Source organism: Psychrobacter sp. CX18 (assembly GCF_057396215.1).
This window is the reverse complement of record NZ_JBXYJH010000004.1, coordinates 187,631-211,836: the sequence shown is the minus strand read 5'-3', so window position 1 is coordinate 211,836 and position 24,206 is coordinate 187,631. Positions and strand designations below refer to the sequence as shown.

Genomic DNA, 24,206 nt, shown 5'->3' with positions numbered 1-24,206 from the left:
CTTGTGATGATTTAAAATTCTTAATGTAATAAAAAAAGAACCGTAGCATGGGCGCAACGCAGTGCAACCCACGGATTGAATAGCGCTTCAGTTATTAAATAGTTCAATCAATTTATAAATAGTAAGTTTAATTTTGCATAATAGTTTAGCTTGTCATACGCTATCACCCACGCTACTATACTGTTTAAAATAAATAAAGAGCCCATTTGGGCTCTTTTTTTGGTTTGGTGTTTACTCGATTTGTACGGCTACGGCTATTATAGGTTAAAAATGAAATTTAACTAACGCACTAGGTACGCTTTGATTGACCCCATCGATACCGTATTTATTGTTCCAATAGCTGTATTCGACGCCAACTTCCAAACGATTATCAATACCTAAAGCGTCTTGTAAGTTGTATTTGAGTTGCGGATTAATATGGATGTTGTCTTCACGGTCATCATTGTTAAAGGCATAATCAACATAACCTTCTAGTACAACGTTATTTTTCTCCCAACCATAGGTCAAGGTAATTTGTTGGTCGTCATCTGTATTGTCATTAAATGCATGATATAAGGTGGCTGACGCATATTTCATATTAGGAATAGGCAAGTTTAAGTCTACCCCGATACCTACTAAATAGTTGTCTTGGCTAAAGCCGCTACTGTTTGAGCCAAACTCATACGTACCCGCAAGGTTTATTTGTTTAATAAGGCCGTTTTTGTAGTTCCCAAGTTTAAATTTTGGAGACAGCTCACCGTATGTCTCTTTAAAAGTGGCCCCTTCATCATTTTTGTCGCCTTGATGACGGTCTACAAAGAAGAACACTCCACCCCAATCATGTGCTGAGACATGCTCTAGCGTAACCGTGGTTAATTCTCCATCCTCTACCAGCTCATAGTCACTGCCGTATAAGGCGGATATGCTGGTGTCAGAAAAAAAGGTTTTGGCTTGAGCAGTGCTCATCAACCCTAGGGACCCAATAGTGACGGTTGCTAACATCACTGATTTTAAACAGACTAGATTAAGTGTCGATAGTTTACAAGCGTTTGCATGCGCTTGCTTTGATACGTTGTTTGGGTTGTCAAAATGCACAGTATATCCTTTTAATTTGTTAGTTTGTGCATGAAACAAAGCAAAATTTGAAATAGGATTTCCCTATTCTTTTTATTGCAATAATCATGCCTTACTATTTTTAAGGTTTAGATTCCGTTAGTATGGCTAATGCCCTATTCAAGGTGTTTTAATGCGATAAAATATAAATATCTAAGAGAAAAATATATCGAATATAGTGTGAAAAAAACTACAATTTCACTTATTTATCTATATAGAACATAGTCTTACGATAAATTTGATATAAGGCATTTACTAACAGAATGGTGGTTAACAACCAAACTTTTTGATGAGTTATATTAGGTTTAGAATTCTGAAAAGCGGTTAAAAAATATAACTGACCATTTGGTCAAGATTGATACTACTACAAAAAATATACATTTGGTAGGGTTTTTGTCATAAAAATGATAGAAATTCTATCTAGTGAATCAAAACTTACTTTTCGTTATCTTAAAAACTCTGGTGGTTAGGCAACCTATTCTCTATAAATCAAAGTTGCTAATATGCTTGTGAAGTTAGGCATTAGAATAGTTATAAAGTTTAGATTTATTTATACATTGATAGATGACTATGAACATAGTAAATGCGGCATGACTTGGTTGGGGTTATATGGGGAATATATATTGAAGTAGATATGAGCTATTGAAGCTATTCTAAGCAGGCATGTTATGGGTGCAACGCTTTGAAAACCTCGTGTTCAACTTCGCATCGAGCAAAGCTTGATTGACTCGACGATAGCCGCCTTGGGGAGTGGTTTAGCCCCGATTGAAACGGATATACTTGGTACAGCACGGCGATGCAGGTGCTTAGCCAGTGGCGGTATCGTCGCGCAGGAACGACACTGGCTAATAGCATCTGCCGCCGTGCCAGCCAAGATAGTAGTGAAAAGCGGGATTTGCTATAAATTATCCATAAAAATAAGCAAAAAAATAAGCGAAAAAAAGGGTCTGTTGACATACAACAGACCCTTTTAACTGATTAAACTATTGAAAACTTAAAGTATTAAAAGACTACAGCATCGCTGTCATACCAAACACAGCAGGAAATACTGCAATTAACATCAACACAAATACCTGTATGCCAATAAAGGGCAGCACCCCTTTATAAATTTGGGTTGTTTTAACCTCTGGCGGTGCGACCCCCTTTAAGTAAAATAGTGAAAATCCAAAGGGCGGGGTTAAGAAGGAGGTCTGTAGATTCATTGCGATTAAGATGGCAAACCACAATGGGCTGATACCAAGTATCTCAGATACGGGCAATAAAATAGGCACGATAATATAGGCTATTTCGACAAAATCAATAAAGAACCCTAGGATAAAGATCGCCAGCATAGTGAATATGACAAAGCTCCATTTTCCATCACCCGGTAAGTTAAGCAAAAACTGCTCAACTAGCTCTTCTCCACCCGTATAATTAAATACCATTGAGAACGCCGTCGCCCCAATTAAAATCGCAAATACCATTGAGGTAATTTTAACCGTTTCTTGCGCGGCGGTTTTTACGATATCAAACGAGAATTTCCTATACAGTGCGCCTAGTACCAAGGCACCGACACAGCCAACAGCTGAGGACTCTGTCGCAGTTGCCATACCTGAGAAGATAGAACCGAGTACCAGTACGATAAGCGTTAATGGCGGCACAATGTTTTTTAAAGCTTCAAAGATTAAGGCTTTTTTATTGGTCGCGCCTAATTCACTTGCTGGTATGGCAGGGGCTGCTCCTTTTACAAAGAATGCGAAAACCAAAATATAAACAATATATAGACCAACCAATAATAAACCAGGCCACACAGCCGCTTTAAATAAATCACCAACCGGTACTTGAAACACATCCGCTAAAATAATCAGTACGATAGAGGGCGGGATGATTTGTCCCAGTGTACCAGAGGCACAAATGGTACCGCAGGCAAGCTCTGGGCTGTATTTATGCCTTAGCATAATCGGTAAGGAGATGACCCCCATCGATACCACTGACGCGCCGACAATACCGGTTGATGCCGCTAACAAAGAGCCAACCAGTACGGTTGAGATGGCAAGACCACCACGTATTTCGCCAAATAGCTTTGCCATCGACTCTAGTAGCTTCTCTGCAAGACCTGTTTTTTGCAAAATGACGCCCATGAAGATAAACATAGGCACGGCCATTAAGATAGTATTCGTCATGATGGACATGATACGAAACGGCATAAAATCAAACATATCGAGTGCTGAGGCAAAGCCGTCACCGAGATTAAAGTCTGTTTCGACAAGCCCCGCAATAATGGCAAACATTAACGCCACTGCCGCAAACGTAAACGCCACAGGAAAGCCCATAAGGAGCATGACTAAGGCGGTAAAAAACATGATAATACCAATCATGACTTTTCTCCTTTGAGCGTATTTTTATTTAACTTATACTCTTTTAAGAGGTTTATTTGTTTTATCAAAAACCCTATAGCAGATATAACAAGGCATAAAAAACTCAAAGGAATGAGTGATTTTATTAACCAGCGATGGGTTAAGCCCCCCGGATTACCACTCGCCTCAGCTGATTGATAGGATTCAATGACGTAATCTATAGATCCATAACCAATAATTATGGCAACGGGTATTATAAAAAGTAGCGTACCTAAAATATTAATATAGGCTCTTTTGGGTATGTTTAAGTTGTCGTAAATTAGGTCGACTCTCACATGAGCATCTTGTTGTAGCGTGTAAGACATCCCTAATAAGAATACGATTGAAAAGAGGTGCCATTCTAGTTCTTGAAGCCCGATGCTACCTACGTTGAAGAAATATCGCATCACTACATCATAAAATACGTTTGCAATCATCACTACTAGAATAATTGATGTCAAATTCCCTATTGCGATACCAAAGGCATCGAATCCTTTTTCGATTTGCTTGAGCATAGTTCTTTTATCCTTTTTAAATAGTTCCTTTATCCTTTTTAACAAATCTTTTGTAAAAAACACCAAAAATGCAAATGTGCATTTTGGTGTTATTGTCCTTTTTATAGTTTTTAGATGTTGAACATAAACAAACTCATAGACTATTGATTGTCTTGAATATATTGATAATCAGACATCTTGCTCCATGCTCGTGCTTTTTTCTGATACGCGTTTTGAGAGTCGATAATCTCTTTCATAAGCGGGTTGTCTTTCACCATTTCGCCGACGAGTCGAGTGTTAATTTTTTTGAGTTCATCAAGTACTGCAGGGGGCATGGTTTTTATTTGCACATTAGGTGCTTCAGATTTCATCTTATCCAAAAATTCAGCACTCATATACTGAGTTCTTACTGACATATCATCTGCAGATACACGCATAGCCGTTTTTAAAATTTGTTGCAGGTCTGCTGGCAACTTGTCATAGGCTTTATCGTTTACAAAATAATGAAGCTCTGCACCGGGTTCATGCCAGCCTGTGTAGTAATATGGCGCAATTTTATGAAAGCCCATGGTGATATCCATTGAAGGGCCTACCCACTCTAAAGCATCAATAGTACCGCGGTCTAAAGCCGTGTATAACTCGCCACCGGGTATGGTGGTTGGCACTGCACCCGTTTCAGCAATGACTTCGCCTGCAAAACCAGGAATACGCATTTTTAGACCTTTAAAGTCATCTACAGTGTTGATTTCTTTTTTAAACCAACCTCCCATTTGCATGCCTGTGTTACCCCCTGGGAAAGAAATAATATTATGCGGTTTATATACTTTTTGCATGAGCTCCAGACCACCACCGTAGTACATCCAACCTTGCTGTTCAGTTGCGGTTAGACCAAATGGCATCGCTGTGAAAGGTATCGTAGCGATATCCTTACCTTTGTAATAATAAGACGCCGTGTGACCCATGTCGTATTGACCAGATTTTACTAAATCTAGTATGCCGAGGGCGGATTTATGTTTATTTGAAGGATCGACTTGAATTTGAAGGCGGCCGTTTGACATCTCTTCAGCCATTTTGGCCATGTTTTGGTTTGCATCAATAAATGGCGTCAGCGTAGGACCCCATGTTGCCGCTAATTTAAGCTTATGTACTTTGTCTGAATTTACAGAACCAGCATCATTAGCTTCTGAACTTTCTGAGTTAGAGCCGCATGCGGCGACTAGTATTGAGGCTGCTAGAATGAATGTTATTTTTTTTAACAAGTTACTGCTCCTTTTTAGATAAAACTCCCTGAAATCTTTTTTAACAGTTTTGTTACAATTTAAATAACAAGACAACAAAGACTTACTTTTCACTCAAGTATACACATTTTTTATGAAACACCAAACTTAAATTTATAAAAATTATTTTTAAGCATTACTTAATTTAGGAGTAGAAATAATTTATCCCTAAACGCTGATTACTAATTGCTTTCACAAATTTTGTTTTAAATAACAGCCTTTTGAAATCCTTTACTTTATTTTAAAAATTTCGATGTTATAACAATTGGATATCCTACCAAGCATCAAGAATGACTGAGCTATTAAAGTAATTAATCCTTCATTCAAGTATTATAATTTAGACATCTTACGACCTTATGGTTATAATTTAGTTTGTCCAAAACCGCCTCTTTATTGACTTATCGTTGATGAGAAAAAAATGATCAATTATCACAACCGTCTCGTGTCTCTCCGATATAATAAACATGACATATTTTATTCTTTATTTAATAAGTAATGCGACAACCTCATTCCTGCTATTATTCATTGATACTCCTAAATGCGAATGAGTAAAGACAATAAACTGCTACTCGAATACAGCGAAAAATGAATGTTAATATCGAGCCTTAAAACGTAATCTTAAACCTGACCTATAAATCTAATCCTTCCGCCTATAAATTAAATAATGCCTTTCATTTTAGGACAGGCATTGGTGTTGAAAATAATTTATGGGAAATTCTTATCGGTTGTCGAATACATTGAAAAATATGCAGGTTCTATATAGTCACTATCGAGGACTATAATTAGACTTTAAACCGCTCTATACTGCATATCTCTACATTATTAATCTATCAGAACACTTTTATATTCAAAGGTAAAAACATGACATATTCAATCTTTTGCCAAACCAAAAACGATGCTTTAAAAGAGCCTATGTTTTTTGGTCAGCCTGTTAACGTGGCGCGTTATGACCAACAAAAACATCCTATTTTTGAGCAGCTTATCGAAAAGCAATTGTCTTTTTTCTGGCGTCCAGAAGAAGTTGATGTGTCAAAAGACCGTATTGACTATGGTAATCTATCCACTCATGAGCAGCATATCTTTATTAGTAATCTAAAATACCAGACATTGCTTGACTCAATCCAAGGTCGTAGTCCAAACGTGGTGCTGTTGCCGTTGGTGTCTATCCCTGAGCTTGAGACTTGGATTGAAACGTGGTCATTCTCTGAGACTATTCACTCACGCAGTTATACTCATATTATCCGTAACATCGTCAATGATCCGGCGGTGGTATTCGACGACATTATGGAAAATGAGCACATCTTGCATCGTGCTGAAGGCATTGCAGAATATTATGATGAGCTCTACCATTATTCGCAGCTGTATAGTTTGTTTGGTCCAGGAACCCATACAGTCAATGGTGAAGAGAAGTATGTTGATTTACGCAAACTTAAAAAAATGCTATATCTATGTTTAATGGCAGTCAACGTATTAGAGGCCATCCGTTTTTATGTGTCATTTGCTTGCTCGTTCGCCTTCGCTGAGCGCAAGCTGATGGAGGGGAATGCTAAGATTATTAAGCTGATTGCCCGTGATGAGGCACTTCATCTAACCAGTACGCAGCATATGCTTAATATTATGGCAGCCGGTAAAGACGATCCTGAGATGGCGGACATCGCAAAAGAATGTTATGAAGAAAGTATCGAGATTTTCCGAACAGCGGCTGAGCAAGAAAAAGAATGGGCGGGCTATTTATTTAAAGATGGATCAATGATTGGTCTTAATAAAGATATTTTGTGCCAATACGTTGAATATATTACCAACTTACGTATGGAGGCGGTAGGCCTACCTCCCCTATTTTCTGAATCTAAGAGCAATCCTATCCCGTGGATTAATACTTGGTTATCCTCAGACAACGTACAGGTTGCCCCGCAAGAAACGGAGATCAGCTCTTATTTGGTCGGTCAAATCGATTCTGACTTATCGGATACTGACTTTGATGACTTCGAGCTGTAGCCATTGTATAAACACGAAATATCGATCCAGTACCCATCAGATCATGATCACTACTGATTCAACTATGATTCAACTATGATTCAATTATGATTCAATTATGATTCAATTATGATTCAATTATGATAAACAAGCGTTAAGTCAGTTCTGTCATATTGTATTCATAAGTTTAGATTAGTTTAGACCTGATCGATTTAAATTATATGTATTCAATTGTTGATAGCGAGATATTTAATTAAGTATTTGCTTAGGCTATTATCTGAGGTTATTGGTTAGTGTATGACTTGGGTTTTTACCTCGAAAACACGTTTTTATTTACACGATAATGAAACGTTATTAGATGGCTTGTTACGAACGGGGCATGATGTCAATTTTCAATGTCGTGAAGGATATTGTGGCAGCTGTCGTGTTAAGTTAACGGCGTCTTCTCTTCCAGTGACTTATGCAACGCCACCTTTAGCAATGATCGAAAAAAATGAGATATTGCCGTGTTGTTGTCAGGTTCAAGGTATGATTCATTTAAAAGATGTCACATAGATAGTCAAAGAAGTCTAAAATGGTTACAACTGAGTGAAAGTAGCAAGTAATACGGGAGTAGGTTTAACGAGATTAACACTGTAACCGTTTAGTAGGTCGCTGACTATAGAATAAAAAGACCGCTATTTAAATGAAATAGCGGTCTTTTCGTCTCAATCGATTTATCAAATAACTGTCATTAAATCATAGCTTAACGTATGAGACATTATTGATAAGTGGACCCAACATCAGGTCGTTCCCCATTTTCAAACAGTTGAATAAGCTCTTCACGTAAGCGCTCGCGCTGTTCATCACTGATTGGATTACCCGTGCCTTCTGGTGGTTGAGGTGACTGCATCAACTCCTCAGGAACGCCAGAATCTTCAGGAACATCAGGCATTAACATCGTATTTTGAGTGGGACGTTCAGCTAAGGTAATATTGATATTCATATTCTTAGAATCTCTAAGCACTTGTACAGACAACACGGTATTCGGTAACTTACGTGCCACGTATTGGATCAAACGGTTGGCATCTGTCATCTCAACGCCATCAATCGACAAAATGACATCACCCACTTTGAGTCCACTTTTTGCAGCAGGACTATCTGGAATAATGCTTCGCACTTGAACACCAGTAGAACTATTTAAATCAGTAGGATCTCGAAGTTGTGATAATACTTCTATGCCTAGCCAGCCGCGGCTCACTTTACCATCTTTGATAATGGCATTCATAACTTGCTCAACCAAGGCAGTAGGAATAGCAAAGCCTATACCCATTGAACCCCCTGATCGTGAGAATATGACGGTATTAATACCGACCAACTCACCCCTGGCGTCCACTAGTGCACCGCCAGAGTTACCAGGGTTAATAGCCGCATCTGTTTGGATAAAGTCTTCAAAAGTATTAACCCCTAGACCGGTACGACCTGTCGCTGAAATGATACCCTGAGTAACCGTTTGACCCACCCCAAACGGGTTCCCAATAGCCAAAGCAACATCCCCAACTTCAATCGGATTTTCTCTAAATGCTAAAGGCTCTAAGCCTGTCATATCCACTTTCACAACCGCTAAGTCGCTATCTGGATCAGTACCCACAACCTTAGCAACTGCTTTACGGCCATCGTTTAACGCCACGACAATCTCATCAGCCTTTGCAATAACGTGCGCATTAGTGACGATATAACCATCTTTTGATACGATTACCCCTGAGCCTAAATTAGTCTCTGAACCAGCCTCTGGCATCTGTCCATGAAACTCATAAAAACGACGTAATACCGGATCACTCATATAAGGGTTTTGAGTCACTTTCTGAGTGGTATAAATATTTACCACTGAGCGAGACGCTCTCGCCACTGCATCATGATAGGAAGTGATTGGCTCAGGTCGATCTGAAATTCGATTAGCATTTAAAGGAATGGAGGTCGTTTCACTACGCGGGGGCTCCCACATCGATTGTTGACTGGTTTTTTGATCGATATAGACCCATATAAAAGCCGCGAGTACGGCAACCAATAACAGCCAAGGTAAAACCTTCCATAGGATATTCGAATTTGAAGATGTAGACATTTAGCTCCTCGATGGTCAAAATGTTGTAAGGCTACTAAACACATTTTATTTACAATAGGTACCTAATGCTTTAGCACCGAGTCTTATTATTGTGTATGCTAGCTTTTTAAAAGATTGGTTTGATTTCATTTAATTTGATACGTTTTTAGCTTAGATAGTTTTAAAGCGGAGTAAGTTTTAAGATGACCTCTAACTTTCAATTAAATTGAACTCATTCAATAAAAACTCTCTTAAACCGGCTAATACTATAACTTGCACTATTTTAGCATTTGTTAGGGTTTATCTGATACTTCTGCAACCTTAATAGCAACGATTAATTGTTAAGTTAATGTTACACAACATTTTTAACTGTCTATTTTTAGCAATAATCGGTTTTTAGCACTCTTTATTTACTATTTACTGATATAAATATAACACTATAGCCAGTTATTACCCGACTTAAACACCTGACTTAAACTTTTTATATCACTTATCTATACCTGTACAATAACTCTATTTTTATAGGAAAAGCGTTTCTCTGAATTAACCTAAAATTAGTATCTAAACCTTAAAACGCTTAAAACTTTTTAAAATTGACCCTTTAAAATAAACACTTTTAATAAAAGACATTCTTAAAAAATGACACTTTGGATTGAAAATATGAGCAATGTAGTAATGACACCGTTAGAACTTTCGAAGTGGAGCGATGAGTATCTTAATGTCGCAGAATTTAAAGACTACTGTCCAAATGGACTGCAAGTTGATGCAGATACCCCCATTCAAAAAATCATAACTGGGGTTACTGCCACTCAAAACCTAATCGACGCTGCTATTGACGAAGGTGCAGATGCCATATTGGTGCATCATGGATATTTTTGGAAAGGTGAATCTCAGCCTTTGGTGGGTATGAAAGGCAAACGAATCAGAAGCTTGCTACAGAATAATATTTCACTACTTGCCTATCATCTGCCATTAGATGCGCATCCGCTTATAGGAAATAATGCGATGCTAGCAAAACAGCTTGATCTTGAAATAATAGGAGCACTATATCCCAATGAGAAGAACCCTGTCGGTAATATAGCACGCTGCCAACCTGTTTCCATTGCTGATCTAATCAATAAAGTCACCCATCGCTTGCAGCGAACGCCTACCCATATTTCTGCTGGAAATGAATCTATAACCAAAATTGGCATCTGTACTGGAGGTGCTCAAGATATGATAGAACAAGCAGCGTTAATGGGTTGTCAGCTATATATTTCTGGAGAAATATCTGAACGTACCACTCACGCAGCTCGGGAATTAGGTATCGATTATTTAGCATGTGGACATCATGCGACTGAAATTGGTGGTATTAAAAGATTAGGTGAACTCATTGAACAACATCATGACTTAAACGTCACATTTATTGACGATCCTAACCCCGCATAATACCTAACTTGCTAGCTTTAACTGATCAATGTAATAAGCTTTGAAATGTTAAAAGATTAAGATTGAAAGCAACAATTACCATTTTTAACCCAATTTAAAGTATAATATAGGCTATTAAGTAGTTATTGATTAAAAAAATTTAAAGACACTTTAATAGGTATGGTTCTTTATTAGAATAGTTATTGATGGAGTGTTTGGTTCAGTTTAGTAGTTGTTAACTAACCCTTGAATTTTTAGTATTTAAGCACCATATACTACTTAATTGGATAGCAAAATGTATGCCTAAGTACTATCAGGTTTATTTTGTTTTGCGGTGAACTGCCAATTTTACAAATCGTCGCAAGTGCGAATTTTGACAATGGTCTAGCTTTTACTGCCCTCTCTTGAATAGATTATTATTTAAGTGTTGAATACAAGTTATTGAATGCAATTGATAATATAGTTTTTATTTATTATTTTCATTCATTATAGGTATGTGGTAAAAAGTATAGCCTGTCAAGGTTTTGATAGCATTCGTTTATTTATTTTTATTTTAGTGTTTCGATTTTAATATTTAAGAATTATTTCTACCTTTGAAATATGCCTATTTAATTTATAATTCGAATATTCTAATAAACCGTTAATAAACTATTGCATTCAATATCAAAGACAAAATGTTAGACATGATTGACCATGCTTAAATGTAATGTTTGTATTATTTTTTAAGTTTATAGCGTTAGTTTGAATAGGTCAGTTATGAATAAGATGATTACCGAGTTTATGAGTTTCATTTCTAAACCTCGATATTCGTCCTATTTCTAACTAAATCGATATTACTTAGTAGCTATATCCACTAGGTCTGCGATTAAGTTACGTCTAGCGTCTTTTTGTTTTTAGTTCGTCTTGCTAGCAGCACTTTTAATGTTATAAGTTTTAAGCATTATTGTTTATTAGAGCATGATTCATTAGAGAATCACTCTATTTTTTAAATAATGTATTACTCACTTATACGGTTAAAACGTTATATTGACTCATTTTAAGGTTTTTGATCTCAGCTAACGGTATTTTAATAATCCGTAAAGCGGGTCTAAACCAGGCAATTAATGCCTTTATGAGCGTCTTACTGATACGAGTTGTATTATTTCTACTACGTATCATTAATGAGATTATAACGAATGTGTTGCTCATTACTGTGGCTTTAAAGAGAGCTTAATACAATGGTGTATTGACCTCCACACAGTATGGATGATTAGACAAAGGAGACATCCATGCAACGCATAACCTATTGGTTAAAAAGCAGCAAGGCATTTAAAACTAAATTACCCCTAAAATCTACTCAAAATTTTAAAAACGTACACCGTTTTTTATTCCCAAATCGCTCTATTAATCTAGCGTCTAAACAAATACCGGCGAATAAGAAATTTGCTAAAACTAAAATGCTAGCCAAAGTATCTAGCATAGCGCTACTCTCACTCCCTGCTGAAAGTATTACGACGTCTGTATTGAATACAGAATCGATGGCTTATGATACGGTTTTGTCCTCAAAAACTCTAACGTTAGCGTCAGTGGTTGGTGATAGCACCTTCTTTTCTACCGACGGTTTCCAACATGGATTTGGTTATGATGTCGCTCGATCATATGCCCATCAGTTAGGCGTCAACTTAGTCGTGAAAAGTTATAAATCGGACGAACAGGCACTCAAAGCAGTCCATCAAGGTAAGGCAGACATGGCGTTGACTACTGCTAGTACGCAGTTGGCTGAAGAGATGGCTGTATCTACCATTAATATTAGCTGTGGTTTCGACAACACCTTAGCCCAAAATGGACTACATCCTAAGACCAGTTGGAGCTTTCGGAGTAGTATCGATCCATTAGCGGTTAAAGCCAGTCACTTTTTGTGTGATGACGACCAACTTTTAAATACAGCCAAAATTGCAAACTTTTATGATCAGACTCTGTTGCAAGATAGTTATAACCGTGATCATTTTGAGAAAGCGCTTAACTCAAACTTGCCTCATTATAAGTCTTCTTTTCAAAAACAAGCCAATACTTATGATCATGATTGGGAATTATTAGTAGCAATGGGATATCAAGAGTCTCATCTTAATGCCGATGCCGTTTCTCCAACAGGTGTTAAAGGCATTATGATGTTGACAAGTAGTACCGCTAAAGCAATGGGCGTATCTGACAGAGTAGACCCCTACGAAAGTATTGGCGGTGGCGCACGTTACCTTGAACAAATGAAAGAAACCTTTAGTGATGTACCAGAGCCTGACCGATTGTGGTTTGCATTAGCTTCTTATAATATGGGTCCCAATGCCGTTAAAAAGATTCAAAGTAAATTAGCAAAATCTGGTCAAAACCCTAATAGCTGGTCCAATGTATACACTTACATGTCTGACAATGCATCAAGAAATTCTCGCTATGTGCAGTGTATGCACTACGTTACTAACATTCGCAGTTATCTAGAGACCCTAAAGACACGTACCACTTAGCATATTGTATGTTTAAATATTCAAATATATATGCCATAAAAAAAGAGCTCAAATTGAGCTCTTTTTATATTTGTATATTTTACTGTACAGGCACTATCAAAGTCTGACCAATCTGTAGCATGGCGTTACTGCTAATGTTATTAAGCTCTGCAAACTTCTCAGGTGTCATACCATATTTACTAGCCAGACCAATCAAACTATCCCCTGACTTCACCTTGTAGGTGGTCGTGGTAGCCGGTATGGTAATCTTTTGACCTATTTTTAGCTGAGCATTGGTACTTAAACCATTTGCGCTTGCCAACTGACTGACACTTAATCCATTCTTACTGGCTAAGCGAATCAAAGAATCCCCCGATTGAACGGTATAGCTACTACCCGTTGTTACGCCGGTAGTGCTATTGGCTGGCTTAGCACTGGTTGAGCTATTAGAGCTTGAAGCTGAGCCCTTATTAGGTACCTTCAATGTTTGACCCACAAATAATCCCGCTGTAGGACTAATATTATTCGCAGAGGCAAGATCTTGGGTAGATACTCCAAAGTCACGGGCTAAGCTAATTAGCCCATCTCCTGCTTTAACTTTGTATGTGCCTGTATAAGATACATTGGAATTAGTAGAAGACGAAGCTGATTTAGAGGTATTAGTAGTAGTACTGGAGCTACTGCTACTTCCACTAGGAATAGTAATCACTTGTCCAATTAACAAGTTTGAGGTCACACTTAAGTTATTGGCTTTGGCAAGATCACTAACAGAAATATTATACTTATTAGATAGACTCGTTAACGAATCGCCAGATTGAACTTTGTATTTAATAGCCTCATTATTGAGTCCTAAACTAATCTGCTCTTTACTAACGGGTAATTTTAGTTTTTGACCGCGCAGTAATTGAGTATTGGCAGGTATATTGTTTATGTCAGCAATAAGTGTATGAGATACACCTAATTTATTAGCAATACCGATTAAAGTCTCACCAGACTTAACGGTATAACTACTGGTTTCACCACGATAGGTACTAGCGGAGGATGAAGCGCTGTTTGAAGTCGTATTAGAGGATACAGAGCTTTTTGACGCTATAGCGGGTACGGTTAGACGTTGACCGACTAATAGCTGTTCATCAGTCTCTAAGTCATTCATAGCAGCGAGGGTATCAACGGATATATTGTATCGTGAAGCCAGCATTATCAGCCCTTCTCCACGTTTAACCGTATAACTTTCAGTTTTACCTGTATAGGCTGAAGCACTACTTGGTTTAGCACTGCTCGAACTACCAGTATTAGACTCAACCATGCCTGGTATCAACCATAGCTTCTGTCCAACACGCAATTGAGCATTTGTTGATAAGCCATTATAACTGGCCAAACGAGACACACTGAGTCCCACGCGATTGGCAGTCCCTATCAATGTATCCCCGGGTCTGACAATATAAGTATTTGGCTTGGCTGCGCTCTGGCTAGAATCTGTTTCTGCCGTTGCTGAATCAAGCGGTAAAATAGGTCTTGCATTGTACAAGTACAGCTTTGATCCAGCTAACAAAGTAGCATTGGGGTTTATCTGGTTCCAATCTGCAATATCACGCCAATTCAACCCAGCTCTAGACGCGATATTTATTAGGGTATCACCCCGCTGAACCGTATAGATAGTGCGCTTTCCAGTGGGCTTTGGTGGAGTTGAGGATTGTTCGATTACTGGCTTGTCAAAACTAATTTTTTTCTCTTCGCCGCGCGCTTCAAGGATGGACTGTTGGGTTTGAATGGCCTCAAGTTTAATATTTCCATCAACCGAGCTGACTACTTCACCTACTTCAGGAGATTGTTGCCGAATTTGCTGGGAAATAAACTCTTTTTCCTGGGGTGACAAAGGCGGCTCTTGCACAATCGTATCATTTTTTGTCAATTGAGCAGAGGTCGTCGGTAAGGTGTTAGAGGACGCTAGTTCAGATTCTATTTTTTTCTTTTCTGATTGGCTGATTGGGGGTTCTTTAACAACGGTTGAATTTGTTGATGCAATAGGCTCGATATAAGTACTATTTTGTAGAGGTGCGTGTGCCTTAGCCGCAAATTCCGCAAGCCCTTCGGGTGACTTAGCCATTATTTCATATTGAGATTCAGGGATGGTATAAGGAGAGCCATTACCCCCAGTACCACTTAAACTACTAATCTTAGCATCTACTAACACATTAACTTGGTTAGGAATAATCACTCGATTAGGACCAGCAGGATCTATATTACCTGTCGTCAATGAAGGGTTAAGAGCTTTTAGCTCATCGTAGCTTACCCCTGTAAGTTGAGAGACATCATATAAACTGACTCCATAATTTACTGGGACACTTCTAAAATGTTGACGATTTGCTATGGCGGGTAAATAAATACTATATTGGTCGGTATTTTTGATAATCTGAGCGACTGCTAGGAATCTGGGTACATAATGCATGGTTTCAGTAGGTAACGACAATGACCAGAAATCCGTAGGTAGACCTCTTTCTCGGTTAGCATCAATGGCGCGTTGCACTCTACCTGGTCCTGCGTTATAAGAAGCCAAAGCCAGCTCCCAGCTACCAAATTGATTATAGAGTGAGGTTAAGAAATCATAAGCTGCTCGTGTTGACTCAATGACATCCCGTCGACCATCATAAGTTGCCGTTTGGGTTAGACCATAGATACGGCCGGTACTAGGAATAAATTGCCAAAGACCCGCAGCCGCTGCATTGCTGGTACCAGTAGGGTCATAAGAGCTTTCGATAACCGGTAAAAGTGCCAATTCAGTTGGTATGTTACGACGTTCTGCTTCTCTTACCGTATGATATAAATAGCGACTGGCACGTGCCGTTAATCGATTGATATATTCTTGTCGGGTTATAAACCAATTTTTTTGCGCATCAATACGTTGTTGCTGACTAAACCCATAAGCGCTTTGGTCCATGCGAAAACCAGCACGCATTCTATCCCATAGATTACCGTACTGTTGAATAGCAAGTTTATCATCCTCCACCATTTTCATATCTGTCGCTTCAAGCAGATTCTCAAGCTCAGACAAACTATCATCGTCTAACAACGACGTACTATAACTTCCCTCAGTCGCTGGGACATTCGATACCGCATCATTCTGGGCAACTGGGATTCGACTAGTCTGAGAACTAACCCCTCCTCTTACTGGTGCTGTATTATTACACCCGCTTAAGATAACAGTGCCCATAGCAATAACTAAAGGGAGCTTACAAAATGAAAGAGTAGATTTTCTAAAATTCATAGTAATAATGACCCAGTACAATAAATAGAAATCGTAAAGATTTAAGGTGCGTCTGCATCTCAGTCATTTACGATTTAACGAGTAGAGAAAACTATATTTCGGTCAAAAAAATAGTCAATAAGGCAGTTAATCATTCAAAATCTTATGATAAATTTCGAATAAAGAAGAATAAATTAGATTGGGAATTTCAACTAATTTATCAATTTTAAACGATATGACTTTTAATAAATAGTACAGAATTTAATAAAAGTATTAAAATCTTTAGATTAATAAACTTAGATTTAACTACTTAGAACTATAAATTAGATCTATAAAACGGTTAAATACATTTAATACCATATAAATCAATTAAATGAGAACATTTAAATATTATGTTCAGCAAAAAAAAGTAAATAATGAATCATCTTATTAAGTTTAGCTATTCAATTACTCAAATATCATATTCATTTTACAATTCTTCAAGTAGATAACCTAACCGCTTAATACGTTATTCAATGGTTATTTGAGAGACCGCTCTTAATAATACAGCATTATTATTACTAGATCTTAATGTCGCTCTTGAGGTTGTGGTAAATGTTCTTCTAACACCGTCTTTTTCCCATGTTTCAACCGTTTTAACATCTGCTTTAGCCTGTGTACCGCTGGTCACTACATTTGAAATACTTATGTCATAGTTATAGCCATTAGTATTCGTCCAACTGTCCTGCAGCAAATTTAAATAGGCAGACTTATCCAAACTGGTTGTCTTACCACGACGGGATAATGAAATTATTGCTTCATCTGCTACTAAATTTGAAATTTGATTCAAGTTTTTACTGTTGGCAGCGGCTTTCATTTTAGTCGCGTAACTTTGTACATCTGCTTCAGTGATGTCAGCTGCTTGTGCCGTTGATGCCATCATAGATACAGCAGCAACCAACGCTACTGGGGCAACGATAGCGGTTAAGTACTTTGTAGAATTTAAGATAGACCTAGTCATTATTGCTTCCTTATTGAGTTTATGGTTGAGTACTCAAGTAGACTGTAAGTTAGTATCATCTAAGAATTTATAAACTTAGTTAATGTATACACTTTATCTTACTATAATTAGATGATGACTATCCTAGGTAAATCTTAACCTCTTGTAATTATTAGTCACAAAAAAGTTATGTACTAAATTTTTAATAAAACTCTTCTTACAACAAAAAAGTAAGTTCGCTCTTAATCTATAGTCGGCGAACTTATAAAGAGTCACGGTGTTAACCTCGCTAAGCCTAGTCCAGTAGTACTTGCAATCGGTTACCTTGTGACTACTTTAAAGTTCTTTGACTATAAGTCATGTATACCGTTAAAACGTACAACGAGCTCATTTAGTAAGTAAAATAAGGTTGATTCACCCAAAATATTTATGGTTATGCTCTAGAAGATCAATAACTTTCAACCCAAGCTCATGAGGTTTCACTCATTTATTAAAAATAAAATGAGGCTATAGGCTCCAAAGAGTATTACTATTGATCAATTAATAGTTTAATTGATGAATGTATCATCATCCTCAACTAACATGCCTAAACGAGTGGCTCGACGCTGCATCATTTGTCTGGCTAAAACCTGCATGTCCTCTACCCTATCTACTTCATCAACAATCTCTAACCCTAATAACGTCTCCATGACATCTTCTAATGTAACAAGTCCTTTAACCTCTCCATACTCACCGACAATGACGGCAATATGAATACGTGTATTTAACATAAGGTCCAATAAATCAAATAATTTCATTTTTGAGAATACAAAAGTAATTTCACGCTTGTAACTCTCCAAAGGTTTGTCCATGTGATTATTGGCTTTGGCTAGAAGTATATCTGACTTTAACACAAATCCTGTGACCTTATCTAAATCACCATCGTAAATAGGTAATCTTGAGAACATAAGCTTCGGCCGGTTCGCCAACAGTTCAGCTACGGTTATAGACTGATCAAACGCATGCATCACAGAGCGCGGCGTCATTATATCTTCAACTTTAATAGCACCAAATGCCAAAAGATTTCGGATGATTCTAGATTCCAAAGGGTCAATTTGACCAGATTGTTCACCGACACTGGCTAAAGCAGCAAATTCATTGCGACTAAAAGTATGCGCTTTTTTACCACCAGTTAATAGCTTAGTGATCTTTTCAGATACCCATATAAGAGGATAAAGCACAAAGATAATGGCTTTAACGAAATAGGCGACAGGGCCAGATAACTGCCTCCAGTAAACCGTACCTAGAGTTTTAGGGATAATTTCAGAACCAATGAGAATAAATAAAGTCATAAGTGCTGAGAATACCCCAAACCATTCACTACCAAATACAATAGTTGCTTGTGCTCCTGCACCCAGCGAACCGACAGTGTGAGCCACAGTATTCAGGGTTAAGATTGCCGCAATTGACTGATCGATATTGTCAATTTTAACCTTCTTTAGCATCAGGGATTTTGTGGGATTTTCTTCTGCAATAGAGGCTACATAGGAAGGTGTCATGGTTAATAGTGCAGCTTCTGAAACTGAGCAGACAAAAGAAACCATGACAGACAGTAGCACAAAAGCCAACAGCAACATAACGTGGAAGCTGTAAGAAGACGTTTGTACCACTGCATCTGGATCTACACCACCCGCTGCATAGGCAACCAATGGCATGGAGACTAATAAGATTAATAGGGTAATGAATTTTTGAGATGGAAATAGAGATGTTCTAAATCGAGCTTTCAAGTCAAACACCTAATGTAATTAAAACAGAAAAGAAATTATGTATAACAGGATACCATTAATTTCCTTCAGTTTACATCCATTTATCATTAACGCCTTCTCTTAATGCTTTACCCGGCTTAAAATGGGGAATTGCTTTGGCTGGTACCTGTACCATCTCGCCCGTTTTCGGGTTTCGACCTTGTCGTGCTTCACGATGATGTAAACAAAACGTTCCAAAACCACGTACTTCAATTCGATTATCGTTGGTTAATTCATCAGTGAGTAGTTCAAGAATTTCACGCACTGCGCCATCTACTTCTGTTTCAGAAATGTATTCACATCTGGCTGCAATATCTTGAATCAAATCTGATTTATTGATAGTTTTTGTCATATCCTATTGACCTTAATTAATAATGGTTAAATCGTTTTAAATTTCTAGTCCGTTAGAGAACTTAGAACAATAAAGGCATTAGGATATTTTACAGCTTTTTCATTAACTTTGAAACATAATTAAACAGTTAACTTTATATTTGACGATAAAATTAAACTATATTGTTGTTTTATATATATTTTATAACAAATTTTAATTCTATGGCATTGGCTGGTTCAATGTTATATGTAGAATAGAATAGTAGATAATTAAAAAAAGGAGTAACAACGAGGTTACTCCTTTTTAATTTTAATAAACAGTTAAATTTAAGTTAAGTATAACTATAGTAAACTATAATTATTAGTCTTGCATCTGCTCTTTGATCAAATCACCGATAGTTTTTGGCTGTGCTTCTGGAGCTGCCGTTTGCGTACTACCAAGCTCTTTAATCGCTTGACGCTCTTCTGCTTCATCTTTAGATTTGATGGATAAGCTAATGCTACGTGACTTACGATCTACGCTAATGATTTTTGCTTCAACAGCATCACCAATATTTAAGTGCTTAGTTGCATCTTCAACTTTATCACGTTGAATTTCTGATGCACGTAAGTAGCCTTCAACTTCATCCGCTAAAGTGATTGTTGCACCTTTAGCGTCAACATCTTTAACGGTACCATTAACGATAGAACCACGATCGTTACCGACCAGATATTCGTTGAATGGGTCAGAGCTTAACTGCTTAATACCTAGACTAATGCGATTGGCTTCAGCATCTACTGACAGAACCATAGCCTCAACGGTATCGCCCTTGTTGTAGTTACGGATTGCCTCTTCACCGGTTTCATTCCAAGAGATATCAGATAAGTGAACGAGACCATCAATACCGCCATCAAGACCGATAAAGATACCGAAGTCAGTGATTGACTTGATCGTACCCGTTAGCTTGTCACCGCGATCATATTTCTTATCAAACTCTTCCCATGGATTTGGTAGAGTTTGTTTGATACCTAGGCTGATTCGACGACGCTCTTCATCGATATCTAAGATCATAACGTCAACTTCATCGCCAATCTGAACAACTTTAGATGGGTGAATGTTTTTGTTAGTATGATCCATTTCTGATACGTGAACGAGACCTTCGATACCGTCAGAAATTTCTGCGAAACAACCATAGTCAGTTAGGTTAGTAACGCGTGCTTTAACGATACTACCTACTGGATAAGTGCCGCCAACGTTATCCCAAGGATCTGTACCTAACTGTTTTAAGCCTAAGCTTACGCGGTTACGTTCACGGTCAAATTTAAGAACTTTAACCTTAAGATCTTGACCCACTTCGACTACTTCAGATGGGTGCTTAATACGACGCCATGCCATATCAGTGATATGTAATAGACCATCAATACCACCAAGATCTACGAATGCACCGTAGTCTGTTAGGTTTTTAACGATACCTTCTACTTCGATACCCTCTTCAAGCTTATTCAGTAGCTCTTCACGTTCAGCTGAGTTTTCAGCTTCCATAACTGCTTTACGGCTAACAACAACGTTGTTACGCTTTTGGTCAAGTTTTATAATTTTGAATTCAAGCTCTTTACCTTCAAGATGCGTCGTATCACGAATAGGACGGACATCCACTAAAGAACCTGGTAGGAATGCGCGTACTGAGCCGATATCAACTGTAAAACCACCTTTTACTTTACTAGAGATAATACCTTTGACGATTTCATCGCCTTCAAATAGTTTCTCAAGTGCATTCCATGTTTCAACACGTTTGGCTTTTTCACGTGATAGTAAGGTTTGACCCATACCATTGTCAACAGCTTCAACTACCACATCAACGCTATCGCCCACTGCTACTTCAAGCTCGCCATTGTCGTCTAAGAACTCTTCACGAGCAACAACACCCTCAGACTTTAAACCAGTGTCAACTGTAATCCAATCGCTATCGATTGCTACAACAGCACCGCTGATAACTGAGCCACGCTCAATATCAAGACCTTGCTCTTCTAGACTCGCTTCAAATAGTTCAGCAAATGATTCCATTATGATTACCTTAATATAGCCGTATCCTGTCCAGCACAGTACGGTTCAAGTTAATGTGGATAAAAGATTGACGCTGGTTTTTACTCTTTATATCCACATTTAAAAAAATTGTTAAATTCTCACCTTATAAAACACTTAAAATTTATTGTTATCTTACCGTTGATAACATAATTGATGCTTAGCCTAGTGACGCTCGACCTATTAAGGTTTAACCTACGTCTTAACGTTTAAGTTAAATACTAAAGCTAATACCTTTTTTTTGACAGAAACGTTTAATTTCATTAAATACGTCATCGGCACTCATGTGTGAGCTATCAAGAACTAAGGCATCTTCCGCAGGTTTAGAGGGAGCCACTTCTCGATTTTCATCACGCTCGTCTCTTTCCTGAATGTTATTCAAAATAGTTTCATAATCTACAGTCTGCCCTGCTTGCTGCAATTGCTTAACGCGTCTATCTGCTCGAGCTTCGGCACTGGCTGTCAGATATATTTTGACATCAGCATTGGGAAACACTACCGTCCCCATATCGCGTCCATCTGCAATGAGGCCTGATTTATTGGCCATATTTTGCTGTAGTTCCAACAAAGCCGATCTTACTTTTGGTAGAGCGGCTACTTTGGATGCATAACCACCAACCGTCTCGTTTCTAATCTCGCCTGCGACATTTGAATCATTGACAATGATATCTACTTCACCTGATTCACGCGGCAAAAATTTAATATCTAAGCTCTGCGTTAACTTTGCTATGTTTTCTTCGTCATTATTACCCAACTCTTGATCAGGTAACAATCCAGATTCAAATGCCTTTAAACCCACAATGCGATACAAAGCACCTGAATCCAGTAAGCGATAATTCAACGCTTGTGCCAACTGCAAACAAACTGTTCCTTTTCCAGCGCCACTTGGGCCATCAATGGTAATAACAGGAAAGCTCATTAATTATATCACCTACTGATTATTAACTGATTTTTAACGACTAGTTAAGTGCGCTTGTGTGCAATTTATGGGTTATAAGTCTTAAATTAAAACGTATATTACCAATTGTTTAATTGCATTAAACATAAATAGGGCGGGATTATAACAAAAAATCAACTTATTCACCAGCTAAATTTAACCCTAAAAATAATTAAGGCTCATATTAAGGTAGCTTATTCAATTCTCTCTTTTTAGACCGCCGAGCACGAAAAAAGCGTTTTAATTGTTGCTGACTTTCAATGGACAATAACCCTGAATGAACCGTTATTTTATGATTGTAAAAGTCCATATCAGTCAAATTTAGCTGACTACCAACCATACCCGCACGAGGCTCATAGGTAGAAAAGACAAGCCTTGATAATCGAGCATGTATTAATGCGCCTATACACATTGTACAAGGCTCTAAGGTTACGTATAGCGTTGTATTCGGTGGTAACCTATAATTATTTATGGCGCCACTAGCCTCACGTAATGCCACAATTTCGGCATGTGCCGTGGGGTCACAACGACGTATTGGCTGATTAAACCCCTTCCCGATAATTTGGTTATCACATACCAGTAATGCGCCAACCGGCACTTCTTGATTTCCTGCGCCCTGCTGAGCCAATGCCAAAGCTTGACGCATGTAATTTACATCGTTAATAGACCAATACTTGGCGCTGGCACTAAACTTTGCATAGTTTGACTCATTGTCAAATTTGAACGGCGGGCTTAACGCGTTAGAGTGACTCATAATTTTGATTAACCTACTGCGGCAGTTGCCAATCTATTGGCGTTTTATCATGCTGTAGTAGGTAATCATTGGCCTTTGAAAATGGTTTTGTACCAAAAAAACCACCTCTATTGGCCGCTAAGGGTGACGGATGTACCGCTGATAAAATCAAATGTTTTTCTGTATCAATAAACCTACCTTTCAGCTTCGCCTTACTACCCCATAGTATAAAAACCGTATGCTGAGTATGTTCATTAACCACATCAATAACAGCATCTGTAAACTGCTCCCAGCCCTTACCTTGATGACTGCCTGCTATGCCCTCCTCTACCGTCAGTGATGTGTTCAATAATAGTACACCTTGCTGTGCCCAGTGCGTTAAATCACCATGTTTGGGAGGCAAAGTCCCGATATCATCTGCCATTTCTTTTAAAATATTATTTAATGATGGCGGCTTAGGTATAGTTTTAGGTACCGAAAAGGACAAACCCATCGCCTGCCCTGGTCCGTGATAAGGGTCTTGACCCAAGATTACGACTTTGACGTCCGATAATGGGGTTAAATTAAACGCATTAAACATCAAGCTGGCTTTAGGATAGATACTTTTCTCTGAAGCATACTCTTGCTTGAGAAACTGTCGTAATTTATCCATATTATGCGACGTTAACTCATCTGATAACGCCTGCTTCCAGTCTTCAGGCATCTGTACTCTAGCCAAAATTGCTTGCTTTTCGGCATCAGTTTTATGATTTTCTGCCTCTTCTAATAATTGCATATCTTCACTCTTTTATGAATAACTGGGTTAGTCCTGTCGATGTTAGTGCTTATACTCATTATAGTGGATATTTATAAATTTGGTTTGTAAAAAAAGAGGCCAACCTTAGGTTAACCTCTTTTTTATTGAAAAACGCTATGATAAAAATAGCTTGAAAGTTAATACTTATTCCTAAAGAGACTTATCTAG

General features: G+C 38.0%; 17 protein-coding genes. 4 read left to right on the top strand and 13 right to left on the bottom strand.

All coding sequences use genetic code 11. From position 1 onward, the window contains the following. Positions 1 to 264 precede the first annotated feature (264 nt). From AC2SLT_RS04705 to AC2SLT_RS04690, 4 genes are all read right to left on the bottom strand, one after another. Entirely contained in the window at positions 265 to 1,074 is an 810-nt protein-coding gene (locus AC2SLT_RS04705; protein ID WP_486546478.1) for a DUF5020 family protein, read from the bottom strand. A gap of 1,028 nt (positions 1,075 to 2,102) precedes the next feature. Then, complete coding sequence (locus AC2SLT_RS04700) at positions 2,103 to 3,449, bottom strand: TRAP transporter large permease (protein WP_486546477.1); 1,347 nt, start codon at positions 3,447 to 3,449, stop codon at positions 2,103 to 2,105. Beyond that, positions 3,446 to 3,982 carry a TRAP transporter small permease subunit gene (locus AC2SLT_RS04695; protein ID WP_486546476.1) on the bottom strand — a complete coding sequence of 179 codons (537 nt, stop codon included), beginning with the start codon at positions 3,980 to 3,982 and terminating at the stop codon, positions 3,446 to 3,448. The genes AC2SLT_RS04700 and AC2SLT_RS04695 overlap by 4 nt, the downstream gene beginning before the upstream one ends. A 140-nt stretch (positions 3,983 to 4,122) precedes the next feature. After that, positions 4,123 to 5,220 carry a TRAP transporter substrate-binding protein gene (locus AC2SLT_RS04690; RefSeq protein WP_486546475.1) on the bottom strand — a complete coding sequence of 366 codons (1,098 nt, stop codon included), beginning with the start codon at positions 5,218 to 5,220 and terminating at the stop codon, positions 4,123 to 4,125. An 879-nt stretch (positions 5,221 to 6,099) separates the two neighbouring features. On the opposite strand from AC2SLT_RS04690, the gene nrdB reads away from it, so the two are divergent. Together nrdB and yfaE are read left to right on the top strand one after the other, a co-directional pair. Then, entirely contained in the window at positions 6,100 to 7,233 is a 1,134-nt protein-coding gene (gene nrdB / locus AC2SLT_RS04685) for a class Ia ribonucleoside-diphosphate reductase subunit beta (protein WP_486546474.1), read from the top strand. A 276-nt stretch (positions 7,234 to 7,509) separates the two neighbouring features. Next, on the top strand, positions 7,510 to 7,767 hold the full coding sequence (yfaE, locus tag AC2SLT_RS04680) for a class I ribonucleotide reductase maintenance protein YfaE (RefSeq protein WP_486546473.1): 258 nt from the start codon (positions 7,510 to 7,512) through the stop codon (positions 7,765 to 7,767). Positions 7,768 to 7,972: 205 nt separating this feature from the next. Here yfaE and AC2SLT_RS04675 read toward each other — a convergent pair whose 3' ends face one another. Beyond that, positions 7,973 to 9,313, bottom strand: a complete 1,341-nt coding sequence (locus AC2SLT_RS04675) for a S1C family serine protease (RefSeq protein ID WP_486546472.1) — start codon at positions 9,311 to 9,313, stop codon at positions 7,973 to 7,975. Positions 9,314 to 9,952: 639 nt separating this feature from the next. Between AC2SLT_RS04675 and AC2SLT_RS04670 the strand changes: the two genes are divergently transcribed. Beyond that, positions 9,953 to 10,720 carry a Nif3-like dinuclear metal center hexameric protein gene (locus tag AC2SLT_RS04670; RefSeq protein WP_486546471.1) on the top strand — a complete coding sequence of 256 codons (768 nt, stop codon included), beginning with the start codon at positions 9,953 to 9,955 and terminating at the stop codon, positions 10,718 to 10,720. Between the two features lie 1,247 nt (positions 10,721 to 11,967). Then, on the top strand, positions 11,968 to 13,194 hold the full coding sequence (locus tag AC2SLT_RS04665) for an MltF family protein (protein ID WP_486546470.1): 1,227 nt from the start codon (positions 11,968 to 11,970) through the stop codon (positions 13,192 to 13,194). A 79-nt stretch (positions 13,195 to 13,273) separates the two neighbouring features. Here the strand turns inward: AC2SLT_RS04665 and AC2SLT_RS04660 are convergent, their stop codons facing one another. The 8 genes from AC2SLT_RS04660 to AC2SLT_RS04625 all read right to left on the bottom strand — a co-directional run bounded on the left by AC2SLT_RS04660 (position 13,274) and on the right by AC2SLT_RS04625 (position 24,017). Beyond that, positions 13,274 to 16,438 carry a LysM peptidoglycan-binding domain-containing protein gene (locus AC2SLT_RS04660; RefSeq protein WP_486546469.1) on the bottom strand — a complete coding sequence of 1,055 codons (3,165 nt, stop codon included), beginning with the start codon at positions 16,436 to 16,438 and terminating at the stop codon, positions 13,274 to 13,276. A gap of 487 nt (positions 16,439 to 16,925) precedes the next feature. After that, on the bottom strand, positions 16,926 to 17,417 hold the full coding sequence (locus tag AC2SLT_RS04655; RefSeq protein ID WP_486546468.1) for a hypothetical protein: 492 nt from the start codon (positions 17,415 to 17,417) through the stop codon (positions 16,926 to 16,928). Between the two features lie 527 nt (positions 17,418 to 17,944). Further along, on the bottom strand, positions 17,945 to 19,162 hold the full coding sequence (locus AC2SLT_RS04650; RefSeq protein WP_486546467.1) for a CNNM domain-containing protein: 1,218 nt from the start codon (positions 19,160 to 19,162) through the stop codon (positions 17,945 to 17,947). Positions 19,163 to 19,232: 70 nt separating this feature from the next. Further along, entirely contained in the window at positions 19,233 to 19,532 is a 300-nt protein-coding gene (locus tag AC2SLT_RS04645; RefSeq protein WP_486546466.1) for an integration host factor subunit beta, read from the bottom strand. A gap of 339 nt (positions 19,533 to 19,871) precedes the next feature. Beyond that, positions 19,872 to 21,554 (bottom strand): 30S ribosomal protein S1, encoded by a 1,683-nt coding sequence (rpsA, locus tag AC2SLT_RS04640; RefSeq protein ID WP_486546465.1) that lies wholly within the window; start codon positions 21,552 to 21,554, stop codon positions 19,872 to 19,874. A 232-nt stretch (positions 21,555 to 21,786) separates the two neighbouring features. Next, entirely contained in the window at positions 21,787 to 22,491 is a 705-nt protein-coding gene (gene cmk / locus AC2SLT_RS04635; protein WP_486546464.1) for a (d)CMP kinase, read from the bottom strand. Positions 22,492 to 22,693: 202 nt separating this feature from the next. After that, positions 22,694 to 23,263 (bottom strand): tRNA adenosine(34) deaminase TadA, encoded by a 570-nt coding sequence (tadA, locus tag AC2SLT_RS04630; protein WP_486546463.1) that lies wholly within the window; start codon positions 23,261 to 23,263, stop codon positions 22,694 to 22,696. 13 nt (positions 23,264 to 23,276) lie between these two features. Then, complete coding sequence (locus tag AC2SLT_RS04625; protein WP_486546462.1) at positions 23,277 to 24,017, bottom strand: uracil-DNA glycosylase; 741 nt, start codon at positions 24,015 to 24,017, stop codon at positions 23,277 to 23,279. Positions 24,018 to 24,206: the final 189 nt, after the last annotated feature.

Excerpts from the sequence above, each read along its gene's own strand:
- AC2SLT_RS04700 (WP_486546477.1), bottom strand. The coding sequence starts at position 3,449 with ATGATTGGTATTATCATGTTTTTTACCGCCTTAGTCATGCTCCTTATG.
- AC2SLT_RS04695 (WP_486546476.1), bottom strand. The coding sequence starts at position 3,982 with ATGCTCAAGCAAATCGAAAAAGGATTCGATGCCTTTGGTATCGCAATA.
- nrdB (WP_486546474.1), top strand. The coding sequence starts at position 6,100 with ATGACATATTCAATCTTTTGCCAAACCAAAAACGATGCTTTAAAAGAG.
- yfaE (WP_486546473.1), top strand. The coding sequence starts at position 7,510 with ATGACTTGGGTTTTTACCTCGAAAACACGTTTTTATTTACACGATAAT.
- AC2SLT_RS04675 (WP_486546472.1), bottom strand. The coding sequence starts at position 9,313 with ATGTCTACATCTTCAAATTCGAATATCCTATGGAAGGTTTTACCTTGG.
- AC2SLT_RS04670 (WP_486546471.1), top strand. The coding sequence starts at position 9,953 with ATGAGCAATGTAGTAATGACACCGTTAGAACTTTCGAAGTGGAGCGAT.
- AC2SLT_RS04665 (WP_486546470.1), top strand. The coding sequence starts at position 11,968 with ATGCAACGCATAACCTATTGGTTAAAAAGCAGCAAGGCATTTAAAACT.
- AC2SLT_RS04660 (WP_486546469.1), bottom strand. The coding sequence starts at position 16,438 with ATGAATTTTAGAAAATCTACTCTTTCATTTTGTAAGCTCCCTTTAGTT.
- AC2SLT_RS04655 (WP_486546468.1), bottom strand. The coding sequence starts at position 17,417 with ATGACTAGGTCTATCTTAAATTCTACAAAGTACTTAACCGCTATCGTT.
- AC2SLT_RS04645 (WP_486546466.1), bottom strand. The coding sequence starts at position 19,532 with ATGACAAAAACTATCAATAAATCAGATTTGATTCAAGATATTGCAGCC.
- rpsA (WP_486546465.1), bottom strand. The coding sequence starts at position 21,554 with ATGGAATCATTTGCTGAACTATTTGAAGCGAGTCTAGAAGAGCAAGGT.
- cmk (WP_486546464.1), bottom strand. The coding sequence starts at position 22,491 with ATGAGCTTTCCTGTTATTACCATTGATGGCCCAAGTGGCGCTGGAAAA.
- tadA (WP_486546463.1), bottom strand. The coding sequence starts at position 23,263 with ATGAGTCACTCTAACGCGTTAAGCCCGCCGTTCAAATTTGACAATGAG.
- AC2SLT_RS04625 (WP_486546462.1), bottom strand. The coding sequence starts at position 24,017 with ATGCAATTATTAGAAGAGGCAGAAAATCATAAAACTGATGCCGAAAAG.